Below are 26,377 nucleotides of genomic sequence, written 5' to 3' on the forward strand. Positions count from 1 at the left end.
CACATCGTCGGCACGCGCTGAAGGGCCGTCATGCCGGGTCGGCGGACAGCCGCTCACGAAGCGGCCGTGCGGTCAGCCACCCGTCGACTCCCGGACCACCACGGAGAAGTGGCTGACGAACTCCTGCCGGTCCGCCCGGGGCTCGGCCTGGCCGATCCGACCGGCCAGGAGTGCCACCGCCCGCTCCGCCATCACGTCGTGATCGGGGTCGATGGTGGACAACGAGGGGACGAGGAACTCGCTCTCCTCGACGTTGTCGAAGCCGATCACCTTGACCTGCTCCGGCACCCGGACGCCGGCGTCGGCCAGCCCCCGCAGCACGCCCATGGCCACGGTGTCCGTCACACAGAACATGCCGTCGAAGTCGAGCCCGCTCTCCGCCATCTCCCGGGCGCGCCGCGCACCCGCGTGCATGGTGAGCGTCTCCAGGCTCTGCACCAGACCGGGGTCCACGGGCAGCCCGGCGCTCTCCAGGGCCAGCCGGTAACCCTGGTGGCGCAGGCTCGACACGTCGACGTCCTCGGCCACCGCTCCGCACAGGATCGCGACGCGCCGACACCCCCGTTCGATCAGATGGCGCGTGGCCGCCTGTGACGCGTCGACGTTGGGCATGGCGACATGGTCCACGGGGCCACCGAAGATCCGCTCGCCCAGGATGACCACCGGGTAGTCCACCTTGAGCCACTCGGCGTCGGCCGATCCCATGCCCACCGTGCTGAGGATGAGCCCGTCGTACAGCCGGTTGCGCGACAGGGACAGCGCCTCCAGTTCGTTCTCCCTCAGGGCGCCGGTCTGCTCGATGCTGACCCGGAGGCCGTGCCGCTCGGCCGCGGTGATGATGGCGGCGGCCAGCCGGCCGTAGTACGGACGGTTCACTTCGGGGACGGCGAGGCCGATGGTTCCGGTGCGGCCCTTGCGCAGATTTCGAGCGGCCACATTGACGCGGTAGTCGAGGCGGGCCATCGCCTCGAGGACCTTCTCCCGTGTCGCCTTGCGCACGTTCGGGTGATCGTTGATGACGTTGGACACGGTCATCGCCGAGACTCCGGCGGCCTTCGCCACGTCCTGGATCGTCGCCACGTTCACTCCCGGTCCGCGGTGCCACACCCCACCCGACACCATTACACCGCAGCCCTGCCTCCCCCGTGAAAGGCAGGGCTCCCCCGCCGCTCAGGCCGGGTTGTAGCCGTGGGTGCGGGCCTCACTCGGTGATCGGGTCGGCGGATCGGGTCACGGCTGATCACCCCCTGGTCGGGTGCGCAGCACGGTGAAGGAGTGGGGCGGGATGTCGCAGACCGGCCCGGGCAGCCGGTCCTCGACGGGGGCGGCCGGGGCGGGCTCGAACCGGCTGGTGGCCTCTGGGGTGACGGCGAGGGTGGTCCGCGCGAAACCGGTGTCGACGTCCGCGCCGGCCAGCCGGAAACGGACGGTGACAGGCTCAGGCGTGGAGTTGGCGACCTTGATGATCACATCACCGGCGGCGCCGTCGCGGACGGCCGAGACGGCGAAGACCTCCGGGGCCGCCGGGGTGTCCTCGATGTCGTGGATCAGTTCGCCGTCGCGGTAGCAGCGGATGCGCCGGCCGTCCACCTCGACCCGCAGGTCGTACCAGCGGCCGGTCTCGACCGGGACGGCCACGGGGTCGGTGAGGTCGTGCGGCACGCCGTCGTCCACGCGCTGGAGGCGCGTGAAGCGGTTCCGCCAGCCGCCGACCGACCACTGATACCAGTTGCCGGGCGAGGTCACGGCGAAGCCGATGACGAAGCCTTCGCCACCGCCGTTCTTCGAGGCCCGCACGGAGAAGGCGTATGACGTGCCGTCCACCGCGTCCGCCAGAAGCAGTCCGGCGCCCGTTCCGTTCGCCGTCTGCCGGATGCCGCCCGTGCCGTCCGGCTCCCAGGTGCCGGACTCGGTGTCCCAGTCGGCGAAGTCCGGGGCCGGTGCGGGCTCGGCCCCCAGGGGGCCGATACGGGCGTCGGTGAACTCGGCGCGGGTGTCCGCGCTGGTCCCGATGTGGACACCGTGCCGGGCGGTGTCCGGGACGGGCGGTGCCTGGGGTGCTCCGACGACGGTGACGGGCAGTGCGGTGTCGCCGGAGTTTACCGAGTGCATCCGCTGGACGTGGTAGTTGAGGGTGGGCCAGACGTGGGTGTTGTCGAAGTAGATCAGGTCGGGCACCCACTGGGTGTGGCCGCGTTTGGCGAGCAGCGGCGCGTAGGAGGCAAGCCGGACGACGTCGCCGTTGCGCTCCATGGCGATCATGTAGGCCGCCTCCGCGACGGCACTGCGGCCGTCGTTGCCCCAGCTCCCGTACTCGCCGATGTACAGGTGCGGGCCCTGGCGGTCCATCGTCTCGAAGCGGCGGGTGTTCTCCAGGAACCAGCGCGGGGATTTGTACGCGTGCTCATCGACGACCGGGACACCCCTCCCGCGCGCGAAGGCCCAGCCCTTCTCCCAGTCCTCGCCGGAGGGCGAAGGGCCCACGGTGCCGACGACCGTGATCTCCGGGTGGTGCTCGCTCAGGGCATCGTGGATGCGGGAGAAGCGGTCGCGGAAGGTGTCGGTGATGGTGTCCTCGTTGCCGACCCCCAGATATGCGAGGCCGAACGGCTCGGGGTGCCCGGCGGCGGCGCGCACGGCACCCCACGGGGAGTCGGCCGGGCCGTTGGCCCACTCCACCAGGGCCAGTACCTCGGCAATATAGCCGGGCAGCTCCTCCTCGGGGAGTCCGGTCTGGCCGGTCACCTCCGTGTTCTGGCAGCAGACCCCGGCCGGCACGACGGGCAGCGGCTTGGCACCGATGTCCTCGCAGAACTGGAAGTACTCGTAGTAGCCCAGGCCCATCGACTGGTGGTAGCCCCACAGGTTGGACAGCTGCCGACGCGCTTGCAGCGGTCCGATGGTGGCGGGCCAGCGGTACATGTTGGCCAGTCCCAGCCCGTGTGCGACGCAGCCGCCGGGGAAACGCACGAACTTCGGCTTCAGGTCCGCGATCGCCTGGGCCAGGTCGGCGCGCAGGCCGCCGGGCCGATCGCGGAAGGTGGCCTGTGGAAAGAGCGAGACCAGGTCCAGATGGACGGTGCCGACCCCGGACGCCACCACGGCGAGCCTGGCGTCCTGGTCGGTCCCCTCACAGGTGATCACCGCCGTGTGCCGCCGCCATGACCCGTGGAGCGGACCCAGCTCCGCCTGGCCCCGGACCCGGCTGCCGTCCCGGCTCTCGATCCGCGCCACCAGAGCGTCCGCGGCGCCGTCCGCCAGGCGGGCGAAGAGGCTGACGTCGTAGCGTTCACCCGCCCGGACGGCGATGCCGTCGAAACCCTCGTTGCGCAGCCCCGCCCCGCGGCCCGCCGCACCGGCGGCGGTGGTGCGCACCACCGCGTAGTGCGGATTGGTTTCCTCGAGCGGTGCCTCGGTGGACACGGCGACCGACCCGGTGGCGCCGTCCCTCTCCAACAGCTCCCAGGCGGTCAGGGCGTGCCATTCCGGCCGGTCGGCGGGGCTGTATGCGAAGGACCGGTTCTGCACCAGCTCGGCGTAGAGGCCGCCGTCCGCCGCGTAGTTGATGTCCTCGAAGAACACTCCGAACAGATCGGGCGAGATGGCGGTGCCCGGTGCCCTCGCGTCCACCTCGACGACCGTCTCGACGGGTCCGGTGGTTTCAGTCATCGTCATCCTCTCCTCGGGTCGGCGATGGGCGGTGGTGCGCCGGTCAGGCCAGTGGGGCCCGGACGGTGAGGAACGAGTGGGGTGGCAGCGTCAGGGTGAGGCCCCGGTCGGTGGCGGTCAGCGCGTCGAACGGGCGCGGGGCGACCGCCGTGGGGGTGTCCGGGGTGTTGTGGGCCTGAGGCCGGTCGGCCGTCAGGAGGCGGGCGGTCGGCTCGCCGACGGTGCGGCCGCGGAGGTCGAGTGTCACCTCGGCGGGTTCCTCGGCGTCCAGGTTGGACAGTGAGATGAGGACCGTGCCGTCCTTGATGCTGGCCGAGGCGGACAGGGTGTCCAGTTCGGTGTCCCCCACCCGGCGGCGGGCGTCGTCCGTACGCAGGTGGACGGCGAGCGAGGCGGCGTCCTGGTGGCCCTTGTTCATCTCGAACACGTGGTAGGTCGGGGTCAGGACCAGCGCGTCGCCGTCGGTGAGCACCATCGCCTGGAGCACGTTGACGGTCTGGGCGATGTTGGCCATGTACAGGCGCGCGGCGTGCCGGTGGAAGATGTCGAAGTGGGTGCCGGCCACCAGCGCGTCGCGCAGGGTGTTCTGCTGGTACAGAAAGCCGGGGTTGGTGCCCGGCTCGACGTCCCACCAGGTGCCCCACTCGTCCAGGACCAGGCCGACCGTCCGGCCGGGGTCGTATATGTCCATGACCGTGGAGTGGCCGGTGAGGATGCGGTCGATCTTCCGGGCGGAGAGCATCGTCCGGTAGTAGTCGTCCGCCTCGAAGACGGTGGCGCTGCCCTTCGCGTCCCAGGGGCCGGCCATCGTGTAGTAGTGGACGGAGATCCCCTGGAAGAAGTTGCGCGGGGTGGCCTCGCAGCCGAAGCAGCTGATCTGCCGCATCAGCGTCTCGGTCCACTTGTAGTCGTCGTCCGACGCCCCCGAGGCGATGCGGTAGAGCGTGTTGTCACCGTGGTCCCGGCAGTACGTGGCGTACTGCCGGGCCAGGTCCGCGGAGTACTCGGCGCGCATGTTCCCGCCGCAGCCCCAGGTCTCGTTACCGATGCCCCAGAACTTCACACCCCAGGGGGCCTCACGGCCATTCGCCTTGCGCAGCCGCACCATGGGACTGTCCCCGTCACGGGTCAGATACTCCACCCACTCGCTCATCTCCTGGACGGTGCCACTGCCCACGTTGCCGCTGATGTACGGCTCGGCACCGAGCAGTTCACACAGCGCCATGAACTCATGCGTGCCGAAGTGGTTGTTCTCCTCCACGTTGCCCCAGTGCGTGTTCACCATCCTGGGGCGCTGGTCCCTGGGGCCGATGCCGTCCTTCCAGTGGTACTCGTCGGCGAAACAGCCGCCGGGCCAGCGCAGATTGGGGATGTTCAGGGCGCGCAGGGCTTGCACGATGTCCAGGCGGATGCCGCCCTCGTTGGGTATCGGCGAGTCCTCCCCGACCCAGAAGCCGTCGTAGACGCAGCGGCCGAGGTGTTCGGCGAAGTGGCCGTACAGGTGTCGGCTGATCTTCGGGCCTTCGATGTCGAGGTTGATGACCGCGGTGGCGTTCGGCACGGATGCACTCCAGCGTGAGTATTTGTATCGATAAAAAGCTTGCGGCGCGGACGGTGGCGACAGCGGTGGCCGGCCGCCGCCACCTGTTCCGCGCGTGCCGTCGGCCGCTACCAGGCGGCCAGGGAGCCGTCGGCGTTGCGCCACACGGGGTTGCGCCAGCTGTGTCCGCGTTCGGCGGCGGCCCGGACGGCGTCCTCGTCGATGGTGATGCCGAGGCCGGGCGCGGTCAGCCGGGGAATGTAGCCGCCCTCGGCCGTGAAGGGCGAGGGGTCGAGGAGGTAGTTCAGCAGCCCGCTGCTGTCGCCGTATCCGATGCCGAGCGACTGTTCCTGGATGAGGAAGTTGGGGGCGGCGAGGTCGAGTTGCAGGCTCGCGGCCAGGGCGATGGGGCCGAGCGGGCAGTGCGGCGCGACCAGGACGTCGTGGGCTTCCGCCATGGCCGCGATCCGCCGGGTCTCGGAGATGCCTCCGGCGTGGCTGATGTCGGGCTGGGCCACGGCGATGCCGTCGGACAGCACGGAGCGGAAGTCCCAGCGGGAGTAGAGCCGCTCGCCGGTGGCGATGGGGATCGAGGTGGAGCGCACCACGGAGCCGAGGTCCTGGGTGAACTCCGGCAGGACCGGTTCCTCCACGAACATCGGCAGCAGTGGCTCGAGGAGCGGCAGCACACGGCGGGACATCGCCCCGCTGAAACGGCCGTGGAAGTCCAGCGCCACGTCGCACTCCGGCCCGACGGCCTCTCGCACCGCGGCCACCCGGGCCACCATGGCGTTGATGGTGGCCGGCGTGTCGAGCGGCTCCAGCTGACCGCAGGGGTTCATCTTGACCGCGGTCAGGCCCTTCGCGACCTGCTCGGCCGCCGAGTCGGCCAGTTCCTGCAAGGTCTCCCCGCCCACCCAGCCGTAGATCCGCACCCGGTCGCGCACATGGCCGCCGAGCAGCTGGTGAACCGGGACGCCGAGCGCCTTGCCCGCGATGTCCCACAGCGCCTGGTCGATGCCCGCCAAGGCGCTGTTGAGGACGGGGCCGCCGCGGTAGAAGCCACCCTTGGCGAGGACCTGCCAGTGTTCCTCGATGCGGGTGGGGTCCTGTCCGATGAGGTAGTCGAACATCTCCTCGACGCACTGGGCCACGGTGCGCGCCTTGCCTTCGACGATGGGTTCGCCCCAGCCGGCTATGCCCTCGTCGGTGTCGATGCGCAGGAAGAGCCAGCGCGGTTCGACGAGGAAGAGTTCGTATCCGGTGATCTTCACGTGCGGGTCTCCAGGTCCTGGTGGTGCACGGCCCGAAGGCCGGCGGCTGCTGTGCGGGAGGGAGCGGGAAGATGGGCTGGTCTTGGCGGGATGCGGGGGCGCGGGTGGGCTACTCCTGGGCGCTAATGCTGCGGCCGCCGTCCACGATCAGGCTCTGGCCGGTGACGAAGGACGAGTCGTCGGAGGCGAAGTAGGCCACCGCCGCGGCGATGTCCTCCGGCGTTCCGAGCCGTCCGGCCGGCGCCCGCGCGCCCGCCTCGGCGAGGTGCTCGGGTGGGGTGTCCGCCCACAGGGCCGTGAACACGGAGCCCGGCAGGACGGCGTTGAACCTCACCTGTCCGCCGTATTCGACGGCCAGTTGACGCACCAGGCCACCGATGCCCGCCTTGGCCGCGGCGTACGCGGGGTAGCCCTTGAAGCCCAGGGCCGCGTGGACGGACGAGGTGACCACCACCGCGCCACGGACCGCTTGGAGCTGTGGCACCGCGGCCCGGACGCCATAGAACACCGAATCCAGGCAGAGCCGCAACTGGTGATGCCAGGATTCATCGTCCAACTCGTGTGCCGCCCCGTACAGGTTTCGGCCGGCGTTGAGGTGGAGGACGTCGAGGCGGCCGGTCCAGGACCGGGCGTGCCGGATGGCCTCGTCCCACTCGCCGGGCGAGGTGACATCGAGGCGGCGGTCCTGGGTCTGCCCTCCCTTGGCGCGGATTTCCTCGGCCACGCGGTGCGCGCCCTCGCCGTCGATGTCGGTGACCAGGACAGAGGCCCCTTCGGCGGCCAGACGGTGTGCCGTGGCCGCTCCGATTCCGGAGGCCGCCGCGGTGAGCAGCGCCGTACGGCCGGCGAAGCGGGACAGTGCTGCGGAGGTCATGGCGTTGCTCCTGGTGCTGCCGTGGAACCGCGCGACACCAGACGCGGCTCGGTGGGTACGACGATGTCCCCCATCGGTGTCCCCCGGATGGCGGCGACCAGGGCTTCCACGGCCGTGGTTCCCAGGTCGTACAGGGGCATCGCCACAGTGGTCAGCGGTGGGCAGAGGTGGCCGGCGACGGGAAGGTCGTCGTTGCCGACCACGGACACGTCCTCGGGGATACGCAGCCCCAGGGACCGGATCGCCCCCATGGCGCCGATCGCCTGGGCGAGCGAGCTGGTGTAAAGGGCCGTGACGGGTGGGGGGCCGCCCTTGGCTGCACCCAACAGTCGCAGGGTCGCGGACACGCCGCCGTCTTCGGTGAAGTCTCCGGAGGCGACCGGTGCGGCATGGAGCCCCAGTTGTTCGGCGTGGAGCAGGAACGCCTCTTTGCGGGCATCGCTCGGGGTGATTCCGGGCGGGCCGGCGATGTGGCCGATCGCCCGGTGGCCGAGGTTGTGGAGGTGGTCGAGGGCGGTGACGCTGGAGCGGGCCACATCCATGGTGACGTTGCGGCCGGACCCCTCGACCGACCGGTTGAGGAACACGTGGGGGATGGAGCTGCGGCTCACCGTGTCCACCAGGGAGTGGCCGGGGCGCGCCGAGGCGATGAGCAGTCCGTCGACCCGGCCGTCCTGCACCAGGTCGCTGAAGGACTCGTCCGCCTCCTGTCCGTCGAAGTCCTCGGCGAGCAGGGAAAGGTAGCCCAGTTCACGGGCGCGTTGGTAGGCGCCGCGCGCGATGGTGACGTAGGTGGGGTTGGCCAGGGCGGGTACCAGCAGGGCGAGGGCGTGGGTGCTGGCGCCGGCCAGCGCCCGGGCCCCGGAATGGGGCCGGTAGCCGAGTGTTCGGGCGGCCTCATGGACGCGCTGCCGGGTTTCCTCCCGGACGGACAGGTCGCGGCCGTTGAGCACTTTGGACACGGTGGCTTTGGAGACCCCGGCCGCCTCGGCGACGTCCACGAGTTTGGCCCGGACCGACTGCACGGGGACGGGTGGCTCCGGCATTTCCAGCTCTCCTTCTCCGCGGCCCAACACCTCGAGATGTCCGACCAGTCGAACGGTGTTCAACCCCTTGACACCTTACGAGGCCGGAACCTAACGTTCGCCGAAGTCCCAGTCAACCGGTTTCCCTGGGTGAACTTCCGCGAAATAGCAACACGGACGTAATGAACCGGTCACTCCAACTCAGAGCCGACAGGTCGACACAGACCACCCAGCCGAGCCCCACGAGGGTTCCGATCTCTTCCTGAACCGAGCGTGCGACAACGCGTCCGTCCGCGATGACACCGCGGCGTGTGCCTCCCGTCGCATGCCCGCCGTTTCCCGTACCCGCCGTCGCGGTCCGCCCTGCTCCCTTCTCCTGCCATGGCATGCGCACGAAAGGCTGACGAACATGTCCTTCCCTGACACGGCCCCCCTCGGACGGCGCCGCTTCCTCACCGCCTCAGCCGGTGCCGCGCTGGCCGCCACCGCGCTGCCCGGCTGCGCCGCCTCCGTAGACGACGGCGGTTCCGGCGGCGGTGGCAAGACGCTCACGGTCCTGTCCGTCGAAAACGAGATGGACAAGAAGACCGTCAAGGCCGCGGAAGAGGCACTGGGCTGCAAGATCAAGGTGAGTCTCGCCGACACCACCAAGCTCAACGCCATGCTGGCCAGCAAGACCCCGCCGGATGTGGTGCGCGGTCTCGGCGCGACGGACACTCCGTACTTCGCCGCACGCGGGGTGATGACCGACCTGGACCCGTACTTCGCCAAGAGCAAGGCGCTCAAGGTCTCCGACCTGGACCCGGTCAACGACGTGTGGCGCTTCGACGGACAGAAGCAGGGCGCCGGCCCCCGCTACGGCATGGCCAAGGACTACTCACAGGACTCGATGTTCTGGTATCGCACCGACCTGCTCGAGGCGGCGAAGCTGGACCTGCCCAGCGAGACCGAGCCGCTCTCCCCCGAGGAGTGGCTGGACATGGGCAAGCGCCTGGTCAAGCGCCGACTCGGCAAGGTCAAGGTGTACGGGTTGAACGCCTCGGGGCTCAGCACCTTCTGTACGTTCATGGGGATGACGGCCTCGGCCGGGGGCAGCCTGTTCGCCGAGGACCTGACCTCGGTGGACTTCTCCTCGCCGGAGGCGCTCAAGGCGCTGACCTGGTACCTGGAGTACGCCCGGGCCGACATCGGCCCGAACGTGGCCAACCCCAACCCGGACGGCTGGGACTGGCCCACCTACCAGGCCGGGCGCATGGCGATGGCCTGCGACGGCTACTGGTTCGGCGGATCGATCGGCGGTGACGCGAAGATAGCCGCGGTGTCCCGGTTCGCGCCCGCCCCCCAGCTGGGCAGCCACCGCATCAGCCCCTGCTTCGGTGCCACCGGCTACTGGATTCCGAAGGACGCCAAGAACAAGGACCTGGCCTGGAAGTTCTTCGAGTGGTACTTCGGCGGCAAGCCGGCCCAGGACCGGGCGGCCAGCGGCTGGGGCATCCCCACCCTGAAGTCGCTGCACTCGAAGATGCCCCAGAGCACACCGTTCCAGAAGCAGGCGCTCAAGGTGCAGCAGCAGGAGCAGAAGTACTTCTCCATCCTGACCTTCTCCCCGTACGCCCAGCTCACGGCCCTGGACGCGGTCATCAACAAGGTGCTGCCGGGAGCGATCAAGTCCAAGACCACCGCGGGCAAGGTCGCCGACCAGCTCAACGCGGGCATGAACAAGCAGCTCGGCAACGGAAAGAAGGTCCTGGGGTGAGCGTCCAGGTCACCGGCGCGACCGCCGGGTCCCGCGCGCCGTCCCCGCGCGGGCGGGCGGCGGGGCGGGCGCGCCACTCCCGCTCGGTGTGGTCGCGCCGTCCTGGCTCGGTGCGGGCGCGCCGGGCCCGTGCCTTCTACCTCTTCGCCGGCCCGTGGCTGGTGGGCTTTCTGGCGCTGACGGCCTACCCGCTGGGGTACGCGCTGTGGCTCAGCCTCACCGACTCCGACGGGCTTTCCCCCCGCACCCACTTCGTGGGCCTGGCCAACTACAAAGAAGCCCTCACCGATCCGGACACGCTGAACTCGCTGGCCCGCACAGGAGTGTTCACCGCGATCACCGTGCCGCTGACCATTGTGGCGGGGCTCCTGCTGGCCGTACTGATCAATCAGCCGATCCGGGCCCGCGGCCTGTTCCGCACCCTGCTGTATCTGCCGGCGGTGGTGCCGCCGGTCGGCGCCGCCCTCACCTTCAAGCTCATTTTCGACCGCGACTCGGGAGCCGCCAACGGCCTGCTGGACGCCCTCAACATGAACGGTGTCGCCTGGCTGATGGACCCCTACGCCCGCTGGGTGCTGATCATGCTGACGTTGTGGGGAGTCGGCAATGTCATGATCATTTCGTTGGCGGGGCTTCAGGACATCCCCAAGGAGCTGCACGAGGCGGCCCGGATGGACGGGGCCAGCGCCTGGCAGTCGTTCACCCGCATCACGCTGCCGCTGCTCTCCCCCGTGCTCTTCTTCCAGGTCGTCACCGGCATCATCGCCGCCCTGCAGAGCTTCATGCCGCTGCTGATCGCGCTCGACCCCACCCCGCACGGCGTCACGGCCGTGCCCGAGAGCAACTACTTCTACATGATCAACGTCTTCGCCCAGTACTTCGCCAACGGCCGGTACGGGTACGCCTCGGCCCTGCTGTGGATCCTGTTCGCCTGCATTCTGGTGATCACCTTCCTCGTCTTCAGGCTCAGCAAGGGCGTGGTCTTCTACAACACAGCCCCGGAACCGGCAACGACCAAGCCGCGCACGCTCGGAGGCAAGCGATGACCCTGGCCAAGCGCAGTGCCGTCTACATGCTTCTGGTGGCGCTCCTCGTCCTCTTCCTCAGCCCCTTCGGCTGGCTGGCCATCACCGCGCTCAAGGACGCCGGCGAGCTGCGGGCCCTGCCCATCCACTGGTGGCCCCACAACCCCTCTCTCGGCAATTTCCGCGAGGCCCTGACCCACATCCCCTACCTCGCGTACGCCCGCAACTCCCTGACGATCGCCGCCATCTACTCGGTGCTGGTGACGCTGGCCTCGGCGTGGGCCGGCTACGGCTTCGCCCGCCTCGACGCACCGGGCAAACGCGTCATCTTCGGCCTGCTGATGTCGACGATGATGCTGCCGGCCGTCATCACCCTCATCCCCACCTACCTGGTGTTCGCCAAGCTCCATCTGCTGAACACCTATATGCCGTGGGTGCTGTGGGGCCTGTGCGGCGCCCCCTATCTGATCTTCCTGTTCCGCCAGTTCTTCTCCAACATGCCGAAGGAACTGGAAGAGGCGGCGATCGTCGACGGCTGCGGACACATCCGCATCTTCTGGCGCATCTTCCTGCCGCAGTCGTGGCCGGTCATCGCCACCAGCCTGATCCTGTCCTTCTCCTGGACCTGGGGCGACTACATCGCCCCCGCCCTGCTGCTGGACAGCGACCGCACCACCCTGGCGGTGAAGCTCGCCACCGGCTACGTGAACGAACACGGCGCGCAGCTCGGCAACCTCGTCGCCGCCGGCGCCGTGATGTACGTGGTGCCCGTGCTCGTCCTCTTCCTGATCATGCAGCGCGGCTTTGTCTCCGGCATCAGCACATCGGGCCTCAAGTGACCAGGCGTCCGGCCATCACGCCGCAGCTGCTGCACACCCGGGTCATGGCGATCCTCCGGTCGGACGACGGCTCCGGGCTGCCCGCGGTGGCCCGGGCCCTGGCGACAGGCGGCATCACCTGCCTGGAGGTCACTCTCACCACGCCCGGCGCTCTCGACACCCTGGCCCGTATCCGCGATGACCTGGGATCTGGCGTCGCGGTCGGCGCCGGCACCGTCGTCACCACCGCCCAGGCCCGGGACGCGCTGTCCGCCGGAGCCGAGTTTCTGGTGGCCCCCAACGTGGACACCGCCATCATCGGCAACGCGGCGCAAGGCGGCACTCCGTGCTATCCGGGCGCCTGGACGCCGACCGAGGTGGCCACCGCCTGGCAGGCGGGCGCGGCAGCCGTCAAGCTCTTCCCGGCCTGCACCGGCGGCCCCGCCCACCTGCGACAGCTGCGGGCGCCCCTGCCGCACATCCCGATCGTCGCCGTGGGCGGAGTCGGGATCACCCAGGCGCGGTTCTTCATGGACGCGGGCGCCCATGCCGTGGGCGTTGGTTCCCCGCTGCTGCGCGGAGCGGATCGCGATCCGACCCCGGAAGCCCTGGACCGCCTCACCGAAAGAGCACGCACGCTGCTGGAAGCGGTCAATGCCGCCGCACCGGAAGCCGCACCGGAAAAGGAGGCCGCCTCATGAAAGGTCTCACAGCGGAGCCGTATCTCGTGACGGTCGGCGAAGTACTGGCAGTCCTGTCCTCGCCGGAACCCGGTTCGCTCGCCCTGGGGACGACCATGCGCCTGGGGATAGCCGGAGCGGAGTCGAACGTCGCCATCGGAGTCAGCCGCCTCGGCGGATCCGCCACCTGGATCGGCCGCGTCAGCGACGACGAACTCGGCGAACTGATCCTGCGCGAGCTGCGCGCGGAAGGGGTCACCACCGTCGCCACCCGGGACACCGCCCCCACCTCACTCCTTCTGAAGGAACAACGAACCTCCACCCACGGTCGCACCCGCTACTACCGCACCCACACCGCGGGAGCCCGGCTCTGCCCACAGGACGTCCCCGAGCACATCGTGGCCGGCGCGGCGGTCCTGCACATCACCGGGATCACACCAGCTCTGGGCGACGCACCCGCCCGGGCCGTCCGCAGAGCGGTGGACATCGCCTCCGGCGCCGGAGTGCCGATCTCGCTGGACATCAACTTCCGCTCCCTGCTGTGGGACGAGACCGAGGCCGGGGACACCCTGCTGCCCCTGCTGCGCAAGGCCGACCTCGTCTTCGCGGGCTCGCACGAAGCCCGACTGATGGTTCCCGAAACGCCCGACAGCGACGGCCCCGAGCAACTCGCCAAGAGCATCTGTGCCCTCGGACCCGCCGGCGCCGTGATCAAGCTGGGAGACGCGGGAGCCTTCGCCCTCCTGGACGGAAAGGCGTACCGGCAACCCGTCGTACCCGTCCGCGTCCACGACACCGTGGGCGCGGGGGACGCGTTCGCCGCGGGCTATCTGGCCGAACTGCTCGCGGGTGAGCCGCCGGAGCGGCGGCTGAGGACGGCGGCCCTCCTCGGTGCCTTCGCGGTCGGCTCGACCGGCGACTGGGAGGGCCTGCCCCGCCGCGCCGAGCTGGCCCTGCTCGACCATCACGACGACATCGTTCGCTGAACACGCCCCCCGGCCCCTCAAGGACCTCTCATGCCGACACCGATCCCCTCCCCCGACGAGCTCCTCGTCCTCACGGGCTCCTACACACCGGACACCGGCGGTAACGGCGCCGGGCTGGCCGCTGTACGGTTCGCTCCGGGAACCGGCTCGCTGACGGCCGAGCCCCGTGTGTCTCCGGTGCCCGTCAGCGGCGCCTCATTCCTCGCGGCACATCCGTCCCTGGACGTCGTCTACAGCACGAACGAGGCCGACACCGGCGCCGTCAGCGCCGTCGTACGGCAGAACGACGAGGTGCTGTCCCCCCTCGGGGCCCCTGTCAGCAGCGGCGGCGCCAACCCGTGCCAGCTCACCGTCCACCCCGACGGGCACTGGCTGCTGACCGCCAACTACGGCAGCGACACCATGCCTGGCAGTGTGGCTGTGCACCGGCTCGACGCGGACGGGCGCATACGCGAACTGACCGACGTCGCCGTCCACGAAGGGACGGGCCCGGTCCGGGGCCGGCAGGACACCAGCCACGCCCATCAGGTGCTGGTCACCCCGGACGGCCGCTACCTCCTGGCCACCGATCTGGGAGCGGACGCCGTCTTCACCTACCGTCTCGACACTCGGACGGGCCGCCTTCAACGGCTCGCGGTGAACAGGACGCGCCCCGGATCCGGACCGCGCCACCTGGCGTTCGCGCCCGACGGCGCATGTGCCTGGAGCGCGGACGAACTGTCCTCGACCCTCACCTGCCACCTGTACGACCCCGGCACCGGCACCCTGACCTCGGTCTCCCGCACGCCCGCCACCTCGGTTCGCGACGTCGCCAACCAGCCCGGCGGAATCGTCGCCTCGCCCTGTGGCCGCTTCGTCTGGGTGACCAACCGCGGCGCCGACACAGTGGCCGCCTTCCGGGTGACCGGTACCGGCCTCGAGCCGATCGGCGAGGTGCCCAGCGGCGGGTTCTGGCCCCGCGGCCTCGCCCTGGTCGCCGGCCATCTGCTGGTGGCCAACCAGCACAGCGGCACACTCGCCGCACTGCGTGTCCTGCCCACCGGAGCCCTCAGCCGGCCAGCCCCGGCGGCACATGTTCCCTCGGTCGTCTGCACCCTCGCCCGGTGAGCGCGGGATGCCGGTGGATCCCCTGGCGGGTGTCAGCCGACGTGGACCGCGGCGACTCCTTCGGCGGGCAGGGTGAGGGTGAAACGGACAACGCCGGTCCCGTGGTCGGCCTTGAGTTCGAGGGGCCGGTCCTCTAGTTCGCTCGCCTTCTCGATGTCGCGCAGCTGCCGGCGGGTCGGATATTCCGGCGAGCCGAGCTCGACCCACTCCTGGTAGGGGTTGGTGTGGTCCTCGTCGAGCCGCCGGACTCGCGCCCGGGCCCCGGCCCGTACGCCGCGCAAGGTGACGGTGAGGGTCACGGGCCGCGCCGGGACGGGGGCGCTGTCGTCGCCGGTGGCGAGGGCGTGGTTGTACAGCAGCACATCGACGCCGTCGCCGTCACCACCGCGCACGCTGCCGGTGACCGCGATCCCGCCCACCGTGGCCGGGGCGTTGGACAGGGTCAGTGGCACGCGGCGCTCGCCCACCGTGTGCAGGATCTGAAGCAGGCGGTAAGCGGGCTTCTTGACGCCGTGGATGGTCTGCAGCCCGAACCCACCGTGGAACGGCTTGTCGGCCTGGCCGAGTTCCTCGAAGATGTCGGTGAACGACCAGTAGGCCAGCGCGTCGACGACCCCGGCGGTCTCGGTGATCGTGCGGAGGAAGCTCGCCGCCGCGTCCGACCGGTCCAGCGCGGGGTTTCCGAGGTCTGCGGCGACGTTGGTCTCGGAGATGTAGAGCGGAAGACCGGACGGCGTATCCGCGCGGTTCTGCTTGAAGAAAGACGCCGGGCCCTGCGGCCCCGTCCCCGTGTCGGTCTCGTAGCCGTGGGCGCTGCCGAAGTCGACCGGGACATCCTTCTCGATGGCCCACTGCATGAACTCACGGTAGTACTTCACCCCCGGCGAACGGGGCGGACCGAAGCTCATCTGTCCGGCCGAGGTGGCCGGGCCACCGACCCGCAGGCTCGCGTCGACGTTCTTGATGGCCTCCGCGGCGTACTGGTAGAGCTTGAAATACGTCTGCTGGTCCCCGTTGAAGAACGCGAACAGGTTCGGCTCGTTCCAGACCTCGAACGGCCACTTGCGGACCTCGCGGATGCCGTACCGGTCCACCATGTGCCGCGCGAAGTCGCCGACGACCTTGCCCCAGAGCGCGTAGTCCTTCGGCTCCATCTGGTTGAAGTCGTACAGGAAAACGCTGAAGGGCGGGGCGGACGCCTGGAGACTCGCCGGCATGCTGCTCAGCTCGACGAACGGGTGCATGCCGCGATCGACGAGAGCGTCGTAGACCTGGTCGACGTTGAAAAACGAGTAGTCGTCCTTCGAGAGCGCCGGATTACGCGGCCGCCCGTTCACCGTCGGGAAGTAGGTGCTCATCGAGGTGTTGAGGACACCGTGGAAGCGGAGTGACTCGATGCCCAGCTCGTCGTGGCAGTCGAACAGCTGGTCCTGGTAGTCGCGGCGCAGCGCCTGCTTGGCCCAGTCACCGCCGATGACGCGCTCCCACACATGCGGGAACGGCGAGGTCGGCCGGGTGAGGTCCACGGCGGCCTGAGCGTGGGTGGACGACGTGTCGGCCGCCGCCGCTGGGGCGGCGTCGAGCAGTTCCGAGCCCAGAGCCGTACCGGCTGCGGCGGCACCGCCGAGGAGCATCTGACGTCTCGTGGGCCCTGTGGAGCGGGCGTGGGTTTCGGTCATGTCTCTCCGTAAGTTGTCAGGCGGCCCGACGTCGCGCGAACGCGCCGCGGAAAAGTAGACGTCTCCCCAGGGCCCCGATACAACGAGTTGACCATTGCGGTTCGGCCTAATAATCGCGGATTCGGTGGTAAAAACCGTAGGCTGCGACCGTGACGGAGAATCGCGGCCCGGCGGGCCCACGCGGCGCCGAGCGGACTGTCGTCGAGCTGCTCGGCCGGCACGAGGCGCTCACCCGTTCCCAGCTCGCCCGGCTCGCGGAACTGCCGCTCTCCACGGTCACCGGCGCGACGGGCCGGCTCCTCACGCGCGGGCTGCTGGAGGAGGCGACCGGCTCCGCGGCGGAGGAGGCGCGCCGGCGGGGCCGCCCCGCCGCCAGGCTACGGCTCGCCAGGCACGCCTCCGTCGTCGGCGCCGTCGTCATCACGCACCGAGTCGCCCGCGCCGGGCTCGTCTCCACCGACGGGCGGGTGCTCGGGCGGGTCGAGACGCCGTACGACTGGCTCCAGTGTCCCGATATCGTCGCCGAGTCCGCCCGGTTGCTGGCCAGAGCGCGCGACGACGCACGCAGCACGGCGCCACTGGACGGCGTGGTACTCGGCCTGCCCGTCCCCTACCGGCAGGGGGCCGGACTCTCACTGCTCGAGCCGGCACCCGACCCGCGGCCATCGGACCGCCCGCCCATGTCCGCGTGGCTGTTCAAGGATGTGGCACCGGACCTGACCAGGGCCTTCGGCGCACCCGCGACCATCGACAACGAGTGCAACCTCGCCGCCCTCGGCGAGCTGGCGTTCGGCGCGGCACGAGGCCGTCGGCACGTGATCTACCTGAAGCTGGTCACCGGCATGGGCGCCGGGCTCATCGTCAACGGGCAGCTCGTGCGCGGAGCGAACGGCCTGGCCGGCGAGGTGTCCCATCTCCACGTCGACTCGGCCGGACCCATGTGCCGCTGCGGCGCGCGCGGATGCCTCGGCGTGGTCGCCACCACCGACCACCTCCTCGAGGCGGCCCGCCCGCTGTTCGGCCCCAACGTGAGCGTCTACGACGTCCTCGGGCTCGCCGCGCAGGGCGAGGCGACGGTCCGCCGCGTCCTTGACGACTTCGGCCGCCTCGTCGGACGCCACCTCGCCTCCGCCTGCGTCATGCTCAACCCCGAGTTGATCGTCGTGGACGGCACGCTCGGCCCCGCCGCCGCTCCCGTCATCGAGGGCCTCCACGACGGGCTGCGCAGGCACATGCCCGCCGGCGCCTACCGCGCGCTGACCCTCACCCTCGGCCGGCTCGCCGACAACGCCGAACTCCTCGGAGCCGCGCACCTCGCGCGAACCCCGGTTTAAGGCTCGAAGAAGGCCCGGTGGAGGCCGGGCTTCACGACGCCACCCGCTCACTGCGTACGTCGCCCGGGTGGGCGAGGCCGAGGTGGTCGCGCAGGGTCGGGCCCTCGTACTCCGTGCGGAAGACACCCTGTTCCTGGAGCAGCGGGACGACCTTGTCGGCGAAGACGTCGAGGCCGCCCGGGGTGATGTGCGGGACGAGGATGAAGCCGTCGGCTGCGTCCGCCTGGACGAAGTCGTCGATGCTCTTCGCGACGGTGGCCGGGGAGCCGACGAAGTTCTGCCGGTTGCCGGTCTCGATGACGAGGTCGCGGATGGACCAGTTGTTGGCGGCGGCGAGCTCCCGCCATGCGCGGGCGGTGGCCAGCGGATCGCGGTACATGCGCACCTGGGCCCGGCCGCGGGCGATGTGGTGTTCGCCGGGATCCGGGTCGATGTCGGGGAGCGGGCCGTCCGGGTCGTACGAGGACAGGTCCCGGTTCCACACGAATTCCAGGTGCTTGATGGCCGTGGCCCCGCTGACCTGTTGGCGGCGCACCTCCTTGGCCAGTTCCTCGGCCTCGGCATCGGTGTCGCCGAGCACGAAGCTCGCGGCGGGCAGGATCAGCAGCTGGTCGGGGCGGCGGCCGTAGGTGGCCAGCCGGCTCTTGACGTCCGTGTAGAAGGCCTGGCCCTCCTTCAGGGTGGCGTACCGGCTGAAGATCGCGTCGGCGCCGGCGGCGGCGAACTCGCGGCCCTCGTCGGAGTCGCCCGCCTGGAAGATGACCGGGCGGCCCTGCGGGGAGCGCGGGACGTTGAACTGGCCCCGGATGTCGAAGTGTCGGCCGGTGTGGACGAAGGCCCCGGCCTTCGCGTCGCGCAGAAAGGTACCGGTGGCCTGGTCGGCGAGGATCTCGTCGCCGTGCCAGGAGTCGAACAGCTCGCCGGCGGTGGCCAGGAACTCCTTCGCGCGCGAGTAGCGCTCGTCCTGCGGAAGGAAGCCGCCGCGGCGGAAGTTCTCGCCGGTGAAGGCGTCCCAGGAGGTGACCACGTTCCAGGCGGAGCGGCCGCCCGAGAGGTGGTCGAGGCTGGCGAACTGGCGGGCGACCTCGTAGGGCTCGTTGAAGGTGGAATTGATGGTGCCGGTCAGGCCGAGATGCTCGGTGACGGCGGCCAGCGCGGCGAGGACGGTGAAGGTGTCGGGGCGGCCGACGACGTCCAAGTCGTATATTTTTTCGTCCTGTTCACGCAGTCGCAGTCCCTCGGCGAGGAACAGGAAGTCGAACTTGGCGCGTTCGGCGGTGCGCGCGAAGTGGACGAAGGAGCTGAACTCGATGTGGCTGCCGGCCTCGGGGTCGCTCCACACGGTGGTGTTGTTGACGCCGGGGAAGTGGGCTGCCAGGTGGATCTGCTTGGGCGGCTTGCTCATGGTCGTTCGGTCTCCCTCGGCTCAGGCGGCGGCGTAGCGGTTGGCGGGGCGGGCCAGGCCCAGCAGTCCGCGCAGGGTGTCGGCCTCGTAGGCGCGGCGGAAGGCGCCCCGGCGCTGGAGTTCGGGGACCAGGCCCCGGGTGATCGCCGGGAGGTCGTGGCCGAGGACGGCGGGACGCAGCCGGAAGCCGCTCAGTCCGGCCGACCGGAACTCCTCGAGCAGATCGGCGAGTTGGGTCGGCGTGCCGGTGAAGACGCGGGCGTCGCTGGTGTACGGGGATCCGGCGAGGGCGTCGAGTCGCTCGCGTCGGGCCGTCGCGGCGGCCGGGTCGTCGTCGAGGAAGACCACCAGGTCACCGAAGATGTGCACGGGCTGGTCGGCGCGGCCGGCCGCCTCCTGCTCGGCGCGGATCTCGGCGACGATCGCGCGGGCCTGGCCGGCGTCGTGCGGGGTGACGTAGCCGATGTCGGCCTGGCGGGCCACCAGCCGGTAGGGGACGGTCCAGTGGGCGAGGGCGCTGACGACGGGCTGACCCTGCGGCGGGCGTGGGGTGATGGACGGGCCCTTCACGCTGAAGTGACTGCCCTCGAAGTCGATGTAGTGCAGTTTGTCGCGGTCGACGAAACGGCCGGTGGCGGCGTCCCGGATCTCCGCGTCGTCCTCCCAGCTGTCCCAGAGCCGGCGCACGACCTCCACGTAGTCGGCGGCCTCGTCGAAGAGGTCGGTCACCACCTCCCGCGCGGCCGGGCTCTCGTAGGAGTCGATGCGCGGGATCGTGCGGCGGCCGAAGTGGGCGGCCTCGTTCGGGCGCGCGGTGATCTGTGCCCGCAGCCCCGCCCGGCCGGTGCTGACGTAGTCGAGGGTGGCGATGGCCTTGGAGAGATGGAACGGCTCCGTGTGGGTGACCACCGTGGTCGGGACCAGGCCTATGTGCCGGGTCAACGGGGCGATGCGGGCCGCGAGGAGGACGGCGTCGAGGCGGCCACGGACCTGGTCGGTGCGGCCGTCCGGCTGGAGGAAGTGGGAGGACTGCAGGCCGAGGCCGTCCTCGAAGGTCACGAAGTCGAGCAGGCCACGCTCGGCCTCCGCGACCAGATCGGCCCAGTATCGGGCGGCGAACAGGTCCCGGGGGCGGGCCACCGGCTCGCGCCAGGAGGCGGGGTGCCAGCCGGTCCCGTCGAGGGCGACGGCGAGGTGCAGCGGAGCGGAGGGTGCTGAGGACACGAGTGGGTGCCTTCCTGGAGGTCCATGCGAGATCGGCGGCCCTCACCTGAAGAGCGGAGGGCACGGCTTGCCGGTGGGTGCCTTGCCGGGCACGCGCAGGCGCGTACGCACACGAAGGAAACCGCCGCGACGGGCGGTGGGCGTGGAAGGGCTGCGGCGTGCGGTGGAGGAGTCAGCTACACAGCGCGGTGGCGACGCGCATCAGGTCGACAGCGCGTCGCCGGGTGAACCGCGAAGAGATCCGCATGTCGGCGACGCTATCCGGGCCCCCATTCCGCGTCAACAACGGAAGTCGGGCGGGCTATGGATGTACGTTCGTACGCTCTGAGGTGTACGATCGTACGCATGCCGATGGCCTACTTCGCCGACGACCCGCGCACCAACCTGGAACGGATGCTCGCGGGCGACCTCTATATCGCCGATGATCCGGAGATCGCCAGGAGGATTCAGCGCGCCATGCGGCTCGCGGCCCGCTACCAGGCCGCCTATCTCGAGGACCCAGCCGAGGCCAGGTCGGTCCTCGGCGAGCTGCTCGGCTCCGTGGGCGAGGGTGTGGACGTGCGGCCGCCGCTCTCCGTCGACTACGGCAGCAACATCACCATCGGAGCCCGCACCTTCGTCAACTACCACCTGACCGCGCTGGACGTCGCGGCGATCAGCATCGGTGAGGACTGCCAGATCGGCCCCAACGTCCAGCTCCTCACCCCCACCCATCCCGTGGAGCCGCAGCCCAGGCGGGACAAGCTGGAAGCCGCACGCCCCATCACCATCGGTGACAACGTGTGGCTCGGCGGCGGTGTCATCGTGTGCCCGGGGGTGACGATCGGCGACAACTCGGTTATCGGCGCCGGCGCGGTGGTCACCAAGGACGTACCGCCCGGCGTCGTCGCCGTAGGCAATCCCGCCCGCACCGTGCGCACCCTCTGAGGCACCCGTCATGGCCACCGGACAGACCGACCCGCGGCGGCGCGCACGGATCCTCGCCGCCACCCTCGACCTCATCGCCGACGAAGGCGTCGCCGGCGTCTCCCACCGCAAAATCGCCACCCGCGCCGAGGTGCCCCTCGGCTCGATGACCTACCACTTCACCGGCATCGACGACCTGCTGCGCGAAGCCTTCACCCTCTTCGCCGACCACATCGCAACCGTCTTCGAGCAACACCTGGGCCGCGCCGACGGCCCCGAGCAGGCACGTGAAGCCGTCACCGACCTCATCCACACGCTCTCCGAAGGGCCTCGCCGCGATCTGATCCTCACCCAGGAGCTCTACACCCTCGCCGCCCGGCGCCCCGAATACCGGGAGCTGACCCAGGCGTGGCTGCGCCGCAGCCGCCACCTGCTGGAGCGGCACTTCGCCCCGGACACCGCCCGGCAGCTGGACGCACTGATCGAAGGGCTGACCCTGCACCGGGCCCTGGACCTCAGGCCGCACGGCCGTGAGCTGACCCGGCTGGCGGTAACCCGGATCACCGCCGTCGCGTAGTCGACGCTGTTGTCGCTGTTGTCGCTGTTGTCCTTGCGGTGTCAGACGTTGCGCCGGTACTGGCCGCCGACCTCGAAGAAAGCCTCAGTGACCTGCTGTAGCGAGCAGACCCGGGTGGCGTCCATGAGGACGGCGAAGACGTTGCGACCGCTCACCGCCGCCTCCTTGAGAGCAGCCAGGGCGGCGTGGGCCTGGTCGCGGTGACGGGTGTGGAAGTGCCGCACGCGCTCCAGCTGGGACTGCTTCTCCTCTTCGGTGGCGCGCGCCAGCTCGATGGCGCCGGGCTCGGCGGTGTCCGCGTGGGGGTTGCGGAAGGTGTTGACGCCGATGATGGGCAGGGTGCCGTCGTGCTTGCGCTGCTCGTAGAGCATCGACTCATCCTGGATGCGGCCACGCTGATAGCCGGTCTCCATGGCGCCCAGCACACCACCGCGTTCGCTGATCCGCTCGAACTCGGTGAGCACGGCCTCCTCCACCAGGTCGGTGAGTTCGTCGATGATGAACGAGCCCTGAAGCGGGTTCTCGTTCATCGCCAGGCCCCACTCCCGGTTGATGATCAGCTGGATGGCCAGGGCACGGCGCACCGACTCCTCGGTGGGGGTGGTCACGGCCTCGTCGAAGGCGTTGGTGTGCAGGCTGTTGCAGTTGTCGTAGATGGCGATGAGCGCTTGGAGCGTCGTACGAATGTCGTTGAAGTCCATCTCCTGGGCGTGCAGGGAACGGCCGGAGGTCTGGACGTGGTACTTCAGCTTCTGACTGCGCTCGTTGGCCCCGTAGCGGTCCCGCATCGCCACCGCCCAGATGCGGCGGGCCACCCGGCCGAGGACGGAGTATTCGGGGTCCATGCCGTTGGAGAAGAAGAACGACAGGTTCGGGGCGAAGTCGTCGATATGCATGCCCCGGGCCAGGTAGGCCTCGACGTATGTGAAGCCGTTGGCGAGGGTGAACGCGAGCTGGCTGAGGGGGTTGGCCCCGGCTTCGGCGATGTGGTAGCCGGAAATGGACACCGAGTAGAAGTTGCGGACCTTGTTCGCGATGAACCACTCCTGGATGTCGGCCATCATCCGCAGCGAGAACTCGGTGGAGAACAGGCAGGTGTTCTGGCCCTGGTCCTCCTTCAGGATGTCGGCCTGCACCGTGCCGCGCACGTTCGCCAGCGCGTGCGCACGCAGTTCGGCCGCCTCTTCGGGCGACGGGTCGTGGCCCTCGGCGGCGCGGAACCTTTCGATCTGCTGGTCGACGGCGGTGTTGAGGAAGAACGCCAGGACGGTCGGCGCGGGCCCGTTGATCGTCATGGAGACCGAGGCCGTCGGCGAGACCAGATCGAAGCCGTCGTAGAGCGCCTTCATGTCCTCCAGCGTGGCCACCGACACTCCGGAGGTGCCGACCTTCCCGTAGATGTCCGGGCGCTCGTCCGGGTCACGGCCGTAGAGGGTGACCGAGTCGAAGGCGGTGGACAGCCGGGTGGCCGGCTGGCCCTCGGAGAGCAGTTTGAACCGCCGGTTGGTACGGAACGGATCGCCCTCACCGGCGAACATACGCGCCGGGTCCTCACCGTCACGCTTGAACGGGAACACCCCGGCCGTGAACGGGAAGTGGCCGGGCAGGTTCTCCCGTCGCCAGAACCGCACCAGCTCCCCGTGGTCGGTGAACCCGGGCAGGGCGACGCGGGGGACCCTGCTGCCCGACAGGGACTCGCGGGTCAGCTTGGTGCGGATCTCCCTGTCCCGGACCTTCACCACCTGCTCCTCGCCGGAGTACGAGGCCACGACGGCGGGCCAGTTCCCGATCTGCTCCGCGATGTCGTGCGGGAGCTTCTTGCGGGCGTCCTCGAGCAGCGACTCTACGTTCCCCGCATCGGCGCCGGCCGTGACGAGCTCGCCCTTGACCGCCTCCAGGCGCTGCACCCGCCGGGCCTCCTCGGCCAGCAGTCCGGTCTCGGCGTGGTACCTGCGGATCGTCTCGGTGATCTCGGCGAGATAGCGCACCCGGTCCGGGGGCACCACCTGCCGGATGCCGGAGGACTGGCGCACGTCGACCGGCGGCAGCGTGCCCTCGGACAGCGGCAGCCCGCGCTCGGCCAGGATGGTCTTCAGGTGCTGGTAGAGCGCGGTGACACCGTCGTCGTTGAACGTGGCCGCCGAGGTGCCGAACACCGGCATGTCCTCGGGACTCGTGCCGAACGCTCCGCGGTTGCGGACCAGTTGGCGGCTCACGTCACGCAGCGCGTCCTTGGCGCCGCGCCGCTCGAACTTGTTGATCGCCACCACGTCGGCGAAGTCGAGCATGTCGATCTTCTCCAGCTGCGAGGCGGCGCCGAACTCCGGCGTCATCACGTACATCGAGGTGTCGACGAACGGCACGATCGCGGCGTCGCCCTGGCCGATGCCCGGTGTCTCCACGATCACCAGGTCGAACCCGGCGCCCTTGACCACGTCGATCACCTCGGAGAGATGCTCGGGCAGCTCGTGGCTGCCACGGGTGGCCAGGCTCCGGAAGAAGACCCGATTCCCGTCCAGGGAGTTCATTCGGATGCGATCGCCGAGCAGCGCACCGCCACCACGACGGCGGGTCGGGTCGACGGCGATCACCGCTATGCGAAGGTCCTGCTGGTCGACAAGGAACCGGCGTACCAGCTCGTCGGTCAGTGACGACTTCCCCGAGCCGCCGGTGCCGGTGATGCCCAGCACCGGCGTGGCCCGGGCCGCCGCGGCGGCACGCAGCTGCCCCAGGAGATCCGGGGGCAGCTTGCCGAGCTCCGCACCGGTGATGGCACGGGCGATAGCGAACCGATCGCCGGCGAGTACGGCGGCGGCGTCGGCGGGTTTGCCGTCCCAGAGGTCGAAGTCGCAGTCCCGCACCACCGTGTTGACCATCCCGACGAGGCCCATCCGCTGGCCGTCCTCAGGGGAGAAGATGGTCACTCCGCTCTTGCGCAGCCGGGCGATCTCCTCCGGCACGATGACGCCGCCTCCGCCGCCCACCACACGAACGTGCTCCGCCCCTCGTTGGCGCAGCGACTCGACCAGGTACTCGAAGTACTCCACGTGCCCGCCCTGGTAGGAGGAGACCGCCACACCATGGGCGTCCTCCTCGAGCGCCGCGTCCACGACCTCCCGCACCGAGCGGTTGTGTCCGAGGTGGATCACCTCGGCGCCCTGGGACTGGAAGATCCGCCGCATGATGTTGATCGAGGCGTCGTGCCCGTCGAACAGGGCCGAAGCGGTGACCAGTCGGATGGGACGCGCGGGACGATGCAGATCATTCATGGGGGGCCTTCCCGGGCGGGCAGGGGAACGCTTACCAAAGAGATACTAGGACGTCCTAGTAAATTACTGAAGGTGACGACGGTGTGAGCAGAAGCACAGATCGTGATCCGCGGGTGCTGTCACCCCACACGCGTGTACTGGCTCACACCGTCGGCCGACGTCACCGTCGCCCGCCCCCGCAGCACCAGAACATCCAGGTGCGCCGCCGTCTCATTGACCGCGAGCATCTGGTTGAAGGCGCTCAGCTCGCCGAACGGCACTGCCCGGCGGGTCCATGCGAGCTTGCGCGCCACCGCATGGGCGTCGAGCGTGTCCTCGCCCAGCGCCGTCAGACTCCTGTCCAGCCGCTCGCCATGGTGGTCGAGCAGCTCGGCGACCCGGGTGTGGGCGCTGTCGGCGACCGGTCCGTGCGCGGGCAGCAGGCGGGCGTCGGCGTAGCGGGTCATCAGCCGCAGCGAATCCAGGTAGTCGGCGAGCGGACGGCCACCGGGCTCGGCCAGCTCGAAGCCGATGGACGGGGTGATATGAGGCAGCACATGGTCCCCGGAGAACAGCAGCCCCCGCTGCTCGTCCAGGTAGACCACATGGCCCTTGGTGTGTCCGGGCGTGGGTATGACGCGCAGCTCGCGGTCGCCGAAGCGGAGGGTCTCGGCGCCGAGCCAGCGATCGGGCGTCTCCCACACACTCGGGTCGTAGCCACCGTGGTCCATCGCCTCGATGCGGTCGGCGAGTTCCCCGGCTCCCGCCGCGCGCAGGGTCCGCAGTGAGCCGACGGGCTGGTCGCTGCGCAGGCGGTCGAGCATCTCCAGGCCTGGACGTTCCCCTGCCCCGAGATAGACGCGGGAGCCCAGCGACCGGCGCAGTTCCACCGCATGCGTGTAGTGGTCGCGGTGGATGTGGGTGACCAGGATGTGGCTGATGTCGCCGGGGTCGCGGTCGATGGCGGCCAGGGCCTCCTCGAGCGCCTTGCGCGCCTCGGGGATCGCCCAGCCGCCATCGATCATGACGATGCCGCCGTCGTCGGCCAGGTCCTCCAGGAGGTAGACGTTGACGGCGTGCAGACCGTCGCCCGGAAGCGGCAGAGGCACGCGGTGCACCCCGGGCCGTACGGTCTGGATTCCGGCCGCTGCCCACGGGCCCTGGCCGAACCGCTGCGTCATGGTCCTCCTTGTCGATCTTGTCGATCTTGTTCGATCTTGTCGGTCTTGTTCGATCTTGTCGGTCTTGTT

General features: G+C 69.9%; 21 protein-coding genes. 9 read left to right on the forward strand and 12 right to left on the reverse strand.

Going from position 1 to position 26,377, the window contains the following annotated elements:
* Positions 1-72 precede the first annotated feature (72 nt).
* From ACWY4P_RS03610 to ACWY4P_RS03635, 6 genes are all read right to left on the reverse strand, one after another.
* Positions 73-1,080, reverse strand: a complete 1,008-nt coding sequence (locus ACWY4P_RS03610; RefSeq protein WP_456208631.1) for a LacI family DNA-binding transcriptional regulator — start codon at positions 1,078-1,080, stop codon at positions 73-75.
* A 150-nt stretch (positions 1,081-1,230) separates the two neighbouring features.
* Positions 1,231-3,669 (reverse strand): alpha-L-arabinofuranosidase C-terminal domain-containing protein, encoded by a 2,439-nt coding sequence (locus ACWY4P_RS03615; RefSeq protein WP_456208632.1) that lies wholly within the window; start codon positions 3,667-3,669, stop codon positions 1,231-1,233.
* A gap of 43 nt (positions 3,670-3,712) precedes the next feature.
* On the reverse strand, positions 3,713-5,230 hold the full coding sequence (locus tag ACWY4P_RS03620; protein WP_456208633.1) for an alpha-N-arabinofuranosidase: 1,518 nt from the start codon (positions 5,228-5,230) through the stop codon (positions 3,713-3,715).
* A 107-nt stretch (positions 5,231-5,337) separates the two neighbouring features.
* A complete protein-coding gene (dgoD, locus tag ACWY4P_RS03625) occupies positions 5,338-6,483 on the reverse strand; it encodes a galactonate dehydratase (RefSeq protein ID WP_456208634.1) in 1,146 nt (381 codons plus the stop codon).
* Positions 6,484-6,592: 109 nt separating this feature from the next.
* Complete coding sequence (locus ACWY4P_RS03630; protein ID WP_456208635.1) at positions 6,593-7,357, reverse strand: SDR family NAD(P)-dependent oxidoreductase; 765 nt, start codon at positions 7,355-7,357, stop codon at positions 6,593-6,595.
* On the reverse strand, positions 7,354-8,403 hold the full coding sequence (locus tag ACWY4P_RS03635; protein ID WP_456208636.1) for a LacI family DNA-binding transcriptional regulator: 1,050 nt from the start codon (positions 8,401-8,403) through the stop codon (positions 7,354-7,356). The genes ACWY4P_RS03630 and ACWY4P_RS03635 overlap by 4 nt, the downstream gene beginning before the upstream one ends.
* Positions 8,404-8,791: 388 nt before the next feature.
* On the opposite strand from ACWY4P_RS03635, the gene ACWY4P_RS03640 reads away from it, so the two are divergent.
* The 6 genes from ACWY4P_RS03640 to ACWY4P_RS03665 are packed head-to-tail and all read left to right on the forward strand — an operon-like array spanning position 8,792 to position 14,754.
* On the forward strand, positions 8,792-10,138 hold the full coding sequence (locus tag ACWY4P_RS03640) for an extracellular solute-binding protein (protein WP_456208637.1): 1,347 nt from the start codon (positions 8,792-8,794) through the stop codon (positions 10,136-10,138).
* Positions 10,135-11,184, forward strand: coding sequence for a carbohydrate ABC transporter permease (locus tag ACWY4P_RS03645; protein ID WP_456208638.1), 1,050 nt, complete (start codon positions 10,135-10,137; stop codon positions 11,182-11,184). The genes ACWY4P_RS03640 and ACWY4P_RS03645 overlap by 4 nt, the downstream gene beginning before the upstream one ends.
* The gene (locus ACWY4P_RS03650; RefSeq protein ID WP_456208639.1) at positions 11,181-12,002 is read left to right on the forward strand and encodes a carbohydrate ABC transporter permease; all 822 of its coding nucleotides are present in this window, start codon (positions 11,181-11,183) and stop codon (positions 12,000-12,002) included. Before ACWY4P_RS03645 ends, ACWY4P_RS03650 begins: the two co-directional genes overlap by 4 nt.
* The gene (locus ACWY4P_RS03655) at positions 11,999-12,682 is read left to right on the forward strand and encodes a bifunctional 4-hydroxy-2-oxoglutarate aldolase/2-dehydro-3-deoxy-phosphogluconate aldolase (RefSeq protein ID WP_456208640.1); all 684 of its coding nucleotides are present in this window, start codon (positions 11,999-12,001) and stop codon (positions 12,680-12,682) included. The genes ACWY4P_RS03650 and ACWY4P_RS03655 overlap by 4 nt, the downstream gene beginning before the upstream one ends.
* Entirely contained in the window at positions 12,679-13,647 is a 969-nt protein-coding gene (locus tag ACWY4P_RS03660; RefSeq protein WP_456208641.1) for a sugar kinase, read from the forward strand. The genes ACWY4P_RS03655 and ACWY4P_RS03660 overlap by 4 nt, the downstream gene beginning before the upstream one ends.
* A 30-nt stretch (positions 13,648-13,677) precedes the next feature.
* Entirely contained in the window at positions 13,678-14,754 is a 1,077-nt protein-coding gene (locus ACWY4P_RS03665; protein ID WP_456208642.1) for a lactonase family protein, read from the forward strand.
* A gap of 32 nt (positions 14,755-14,786) precedes the next feature.
* Here ACWY4P_RS03665 and ACWY4P_RS03670 read toward each other — a convergent pair whose 3' ends face one another.
* Positions 14,787-16,433, reverse strand: coding sequence for a GH39 family glycosyl hydrolase (locus tag ACWY4P_RS03670; RefSeq protein ID WP_456208643.1), 1,647 nt, complete (start codon positions 16,431-16,433; stop codon positions 14,787-14,789).
* Between the two features lie 149 nt (positions 16,434-16,582).
* On the opposite strand from ACWY4P_RS03670, the gene ACWY4P_RS03675 reads away from it, so the two are divergent.
* Positions 16,583-17,767 carry an ROK family transcriptional regulator gene (locus ACWY4P_RS03675; RefSeq protein WP_456208644.1) on the forward strand — a complete coding sequence of 395 codons (1,185 nt, stop codon included), beginning with the start codon at positions 16,583-16,585 and terminating at the stop codon, positions 17,765-17,767.
* 31 nt (positions 17,768-17,798) lie between these two features.
* Here ACWY4P_RS03675 and ACWY4P_RS03680 read toward each other — a convergent pair whose 3' ends face one another.
* The 3 genes from ACWY4P_RS03680 to ACWY4P_RS03690 form a co-directional block, all read right to left on the reverse strand.
* On the reverse strand, positions 17,799-19,172 hold the full coding sequence (locus ACWY4P_RS03680) for an NtaA/DmoA family FMN-dependent monooxygenase (protein WP_456208645.1): 1,374 nt from the start codon (positions 19,170-19,172) through the stop codon (positions 17,799-17,801).
* A gap of 21 nt (positions 19,173-19,193) precedes the next feature.
* Entirely contained in the window at positions 19,194-20,396 is a 1,203-nt protein-coding gene (locus tag ACWY4P_RS03685; protein WP_456208646.1) for an LLM class flavin-dependent oxidoreductase, read from the reverse strand.
* A 172-nt stretch (positions 20,397-20,568) separates the two neighbouring features.
* The gene (locus tag ACWY4P_RS03690) at positions 20,569-20,643 is read right to left on the reverse strand and encodes a putative leader peptide (RefSeq protein WP_358701799.1); all 75 of its coding nucleotides are present in this window, start codon (positions 20,641-20,643) and stop codon (positions 20,569-20,571) included.
* Between the two features lie 98 nt (positions 20,644-20,741).
* Between ACWY4P_RS03690 and ACWY4P_RS03695 the strand changes: the two genes are divergently transcribed.
* Positions 20,742-21,323 (forward strand): sugar O-acetyltransferase, encoded by a 582-nt coding sequence (locus tag ACWY4P_RS03695; protein ID WP_456208647.1) that lies wholly within the window; start codon positions 20,742-20,744, stop codon positions 21,321-21,323.
* 10 nt (positions 21,324-21,333) lie between these two features.
* Complete coding sequence (locus tag ACWY4P_RS03700; RefSeq protein ID WP_456208648.1) at positions 21,334-21,879, forward strand: TetR/AcrR family transcriptional regulator; 546 nt, start codon at positions 21,334-21,336, stop codon at positions 21,877-21,879.
* Between the two features lie 41 nt (positions 21,880-21,920).
* Here ACWY4P_RS03700 and icmF read toward each other — a convergent pair whose 3' ends face one another.
* Both icmF and ACWY4P_RS03710 read right to left on the reverse strand, forming a co-directional pair.
* Positions 21,921-25,148: a fused isobutyryl-CoA mutase/GTPase IcmF gene (icmF, locus tag ACWY4P_RS03705; RefSeq protein ID WP_456208649.1), complete on the reverse strand. Its 3,228-nt coding sequence runs from the start codon at positions 25,146-25,148 to the stop codon at positions 21,921-21,923.
* Positions 25,149-25,267: 119 nt separating this feature from the next.
* The gene (locus ACWY4P_RS03710; protein ID WP_456208650.1) at positions 25,268-26,308 is read right to left on the reverse strand and encodes an MBL fold metallo-hydrolase; all 1,041 of its coding nucleotides are present in this window, start codon (positions 26,306-26,308) and stop codon (positions 25,268-25,270) included.
* Between the last annotated feature and the right edge of the window lie 69 nt (positions 26,309-26,377).

The organism is Streptomyces sp. LZ34, from assembly GCF_053890475.1.

Excerpts from the sequence above, each read along its gene's own strand:
- ACWY4P_RS03615 (WP_456208632.1), bottom strand. The coding sequence starts at position 3,669 with ATGACTGAAACCACCGGACCCGTCGAGACGGTCGTCGAGGTGGACGCG.
- ACWY4P_RS03630 (WP_456208635.1), bottom strand. The coding sequence starts at position 7,357 with ATGACCTCCGCAGCACTGTCCCGCTTCGCCGGCCGTACGGCGCTGCTC.
- ACWY4P_RS03635 (WP_456208636.1), bottom strand. The coding sequence starts at position 8,403 with ATGCCGGAGCCACCCGTCCCCGTGCAGTCGGTCCGGGCCAAACTCGTG.
- ACWY4P_RS03640 (WP_456208637.1), top strand. The coding sequence starts at position 8,792 with ATGTCCTTCCCTGACACGGCCCCCCTCGGACGGCGCCGCTTCCTCACC.
- ACWY4P_RS03650 (WP_456208639.1), top strand. The coding sequence starts at position 11,181 with ATGACCCTGGCCAAGCGCAGTGCCGTCTACATGCTTCTGGTGGCGCTC.
- ACWY4P_RS03660 (WP_456208641.1), top strand. The coding sequence starts at position 12,679 with ATGAAAGGTCTCACAGCGGAGCCGTATCTCGTGACGGTCGGCGAAGTA.
- ACWY4P_RS03665 (WP_456208642.1), top strand. The coding sequence starts at position 13,678 with ATGCCGACACCGATCCCCTCCCCCGACGAGCTCCTCGTCCTCACGGGC.
- ACWY4P_RS03670 (WP_456208643.1), bottom strand. The coding sequence starts at position 16,433 with ATGACCGAAACCCACGCCCGCTCCACAGGGCCCACGAGACGTCAGATG.
- ACWY4P_RS03680 (WP_456208645.1), bottom strand. The coding sequence starts at position 19,172 with ATGAGCAAGCCGCCCAAGCAGATCCACCTGGCAGCCCACTTCCCCGGC.
- ACWY4P_RS03695 (WP_456208647.1), top strand. The coding sequence starts at position 20,742 with ATGCCGATGGCCTACTTCGCCGACGACCCGCGCACCAACCTGGAACGG.
- ACWY4P_RS03700 (WP_456208648.1), top strand. The coding sequence starts at position 21,334 with ATGGCCACCGGACAGACCGACCCGCGGCGGCGCGCACGGATCCTCGCC.
- icmF (WP_456208649.1), bottom strand. The coding sequence starts at position 25,148 with ATGAATGATCTGCATCGTCCCGCGCGTCCCATCCGACTGGTCACCGCT.
- ACWY4P_RS03710 (WP_456208650.1), bottom strand. The coding sequence starts at position 26,308 with ATGACGCAGCGGTTCGGCCAGGGCCCGTGGGCAGCGGCCGGAATCCAG.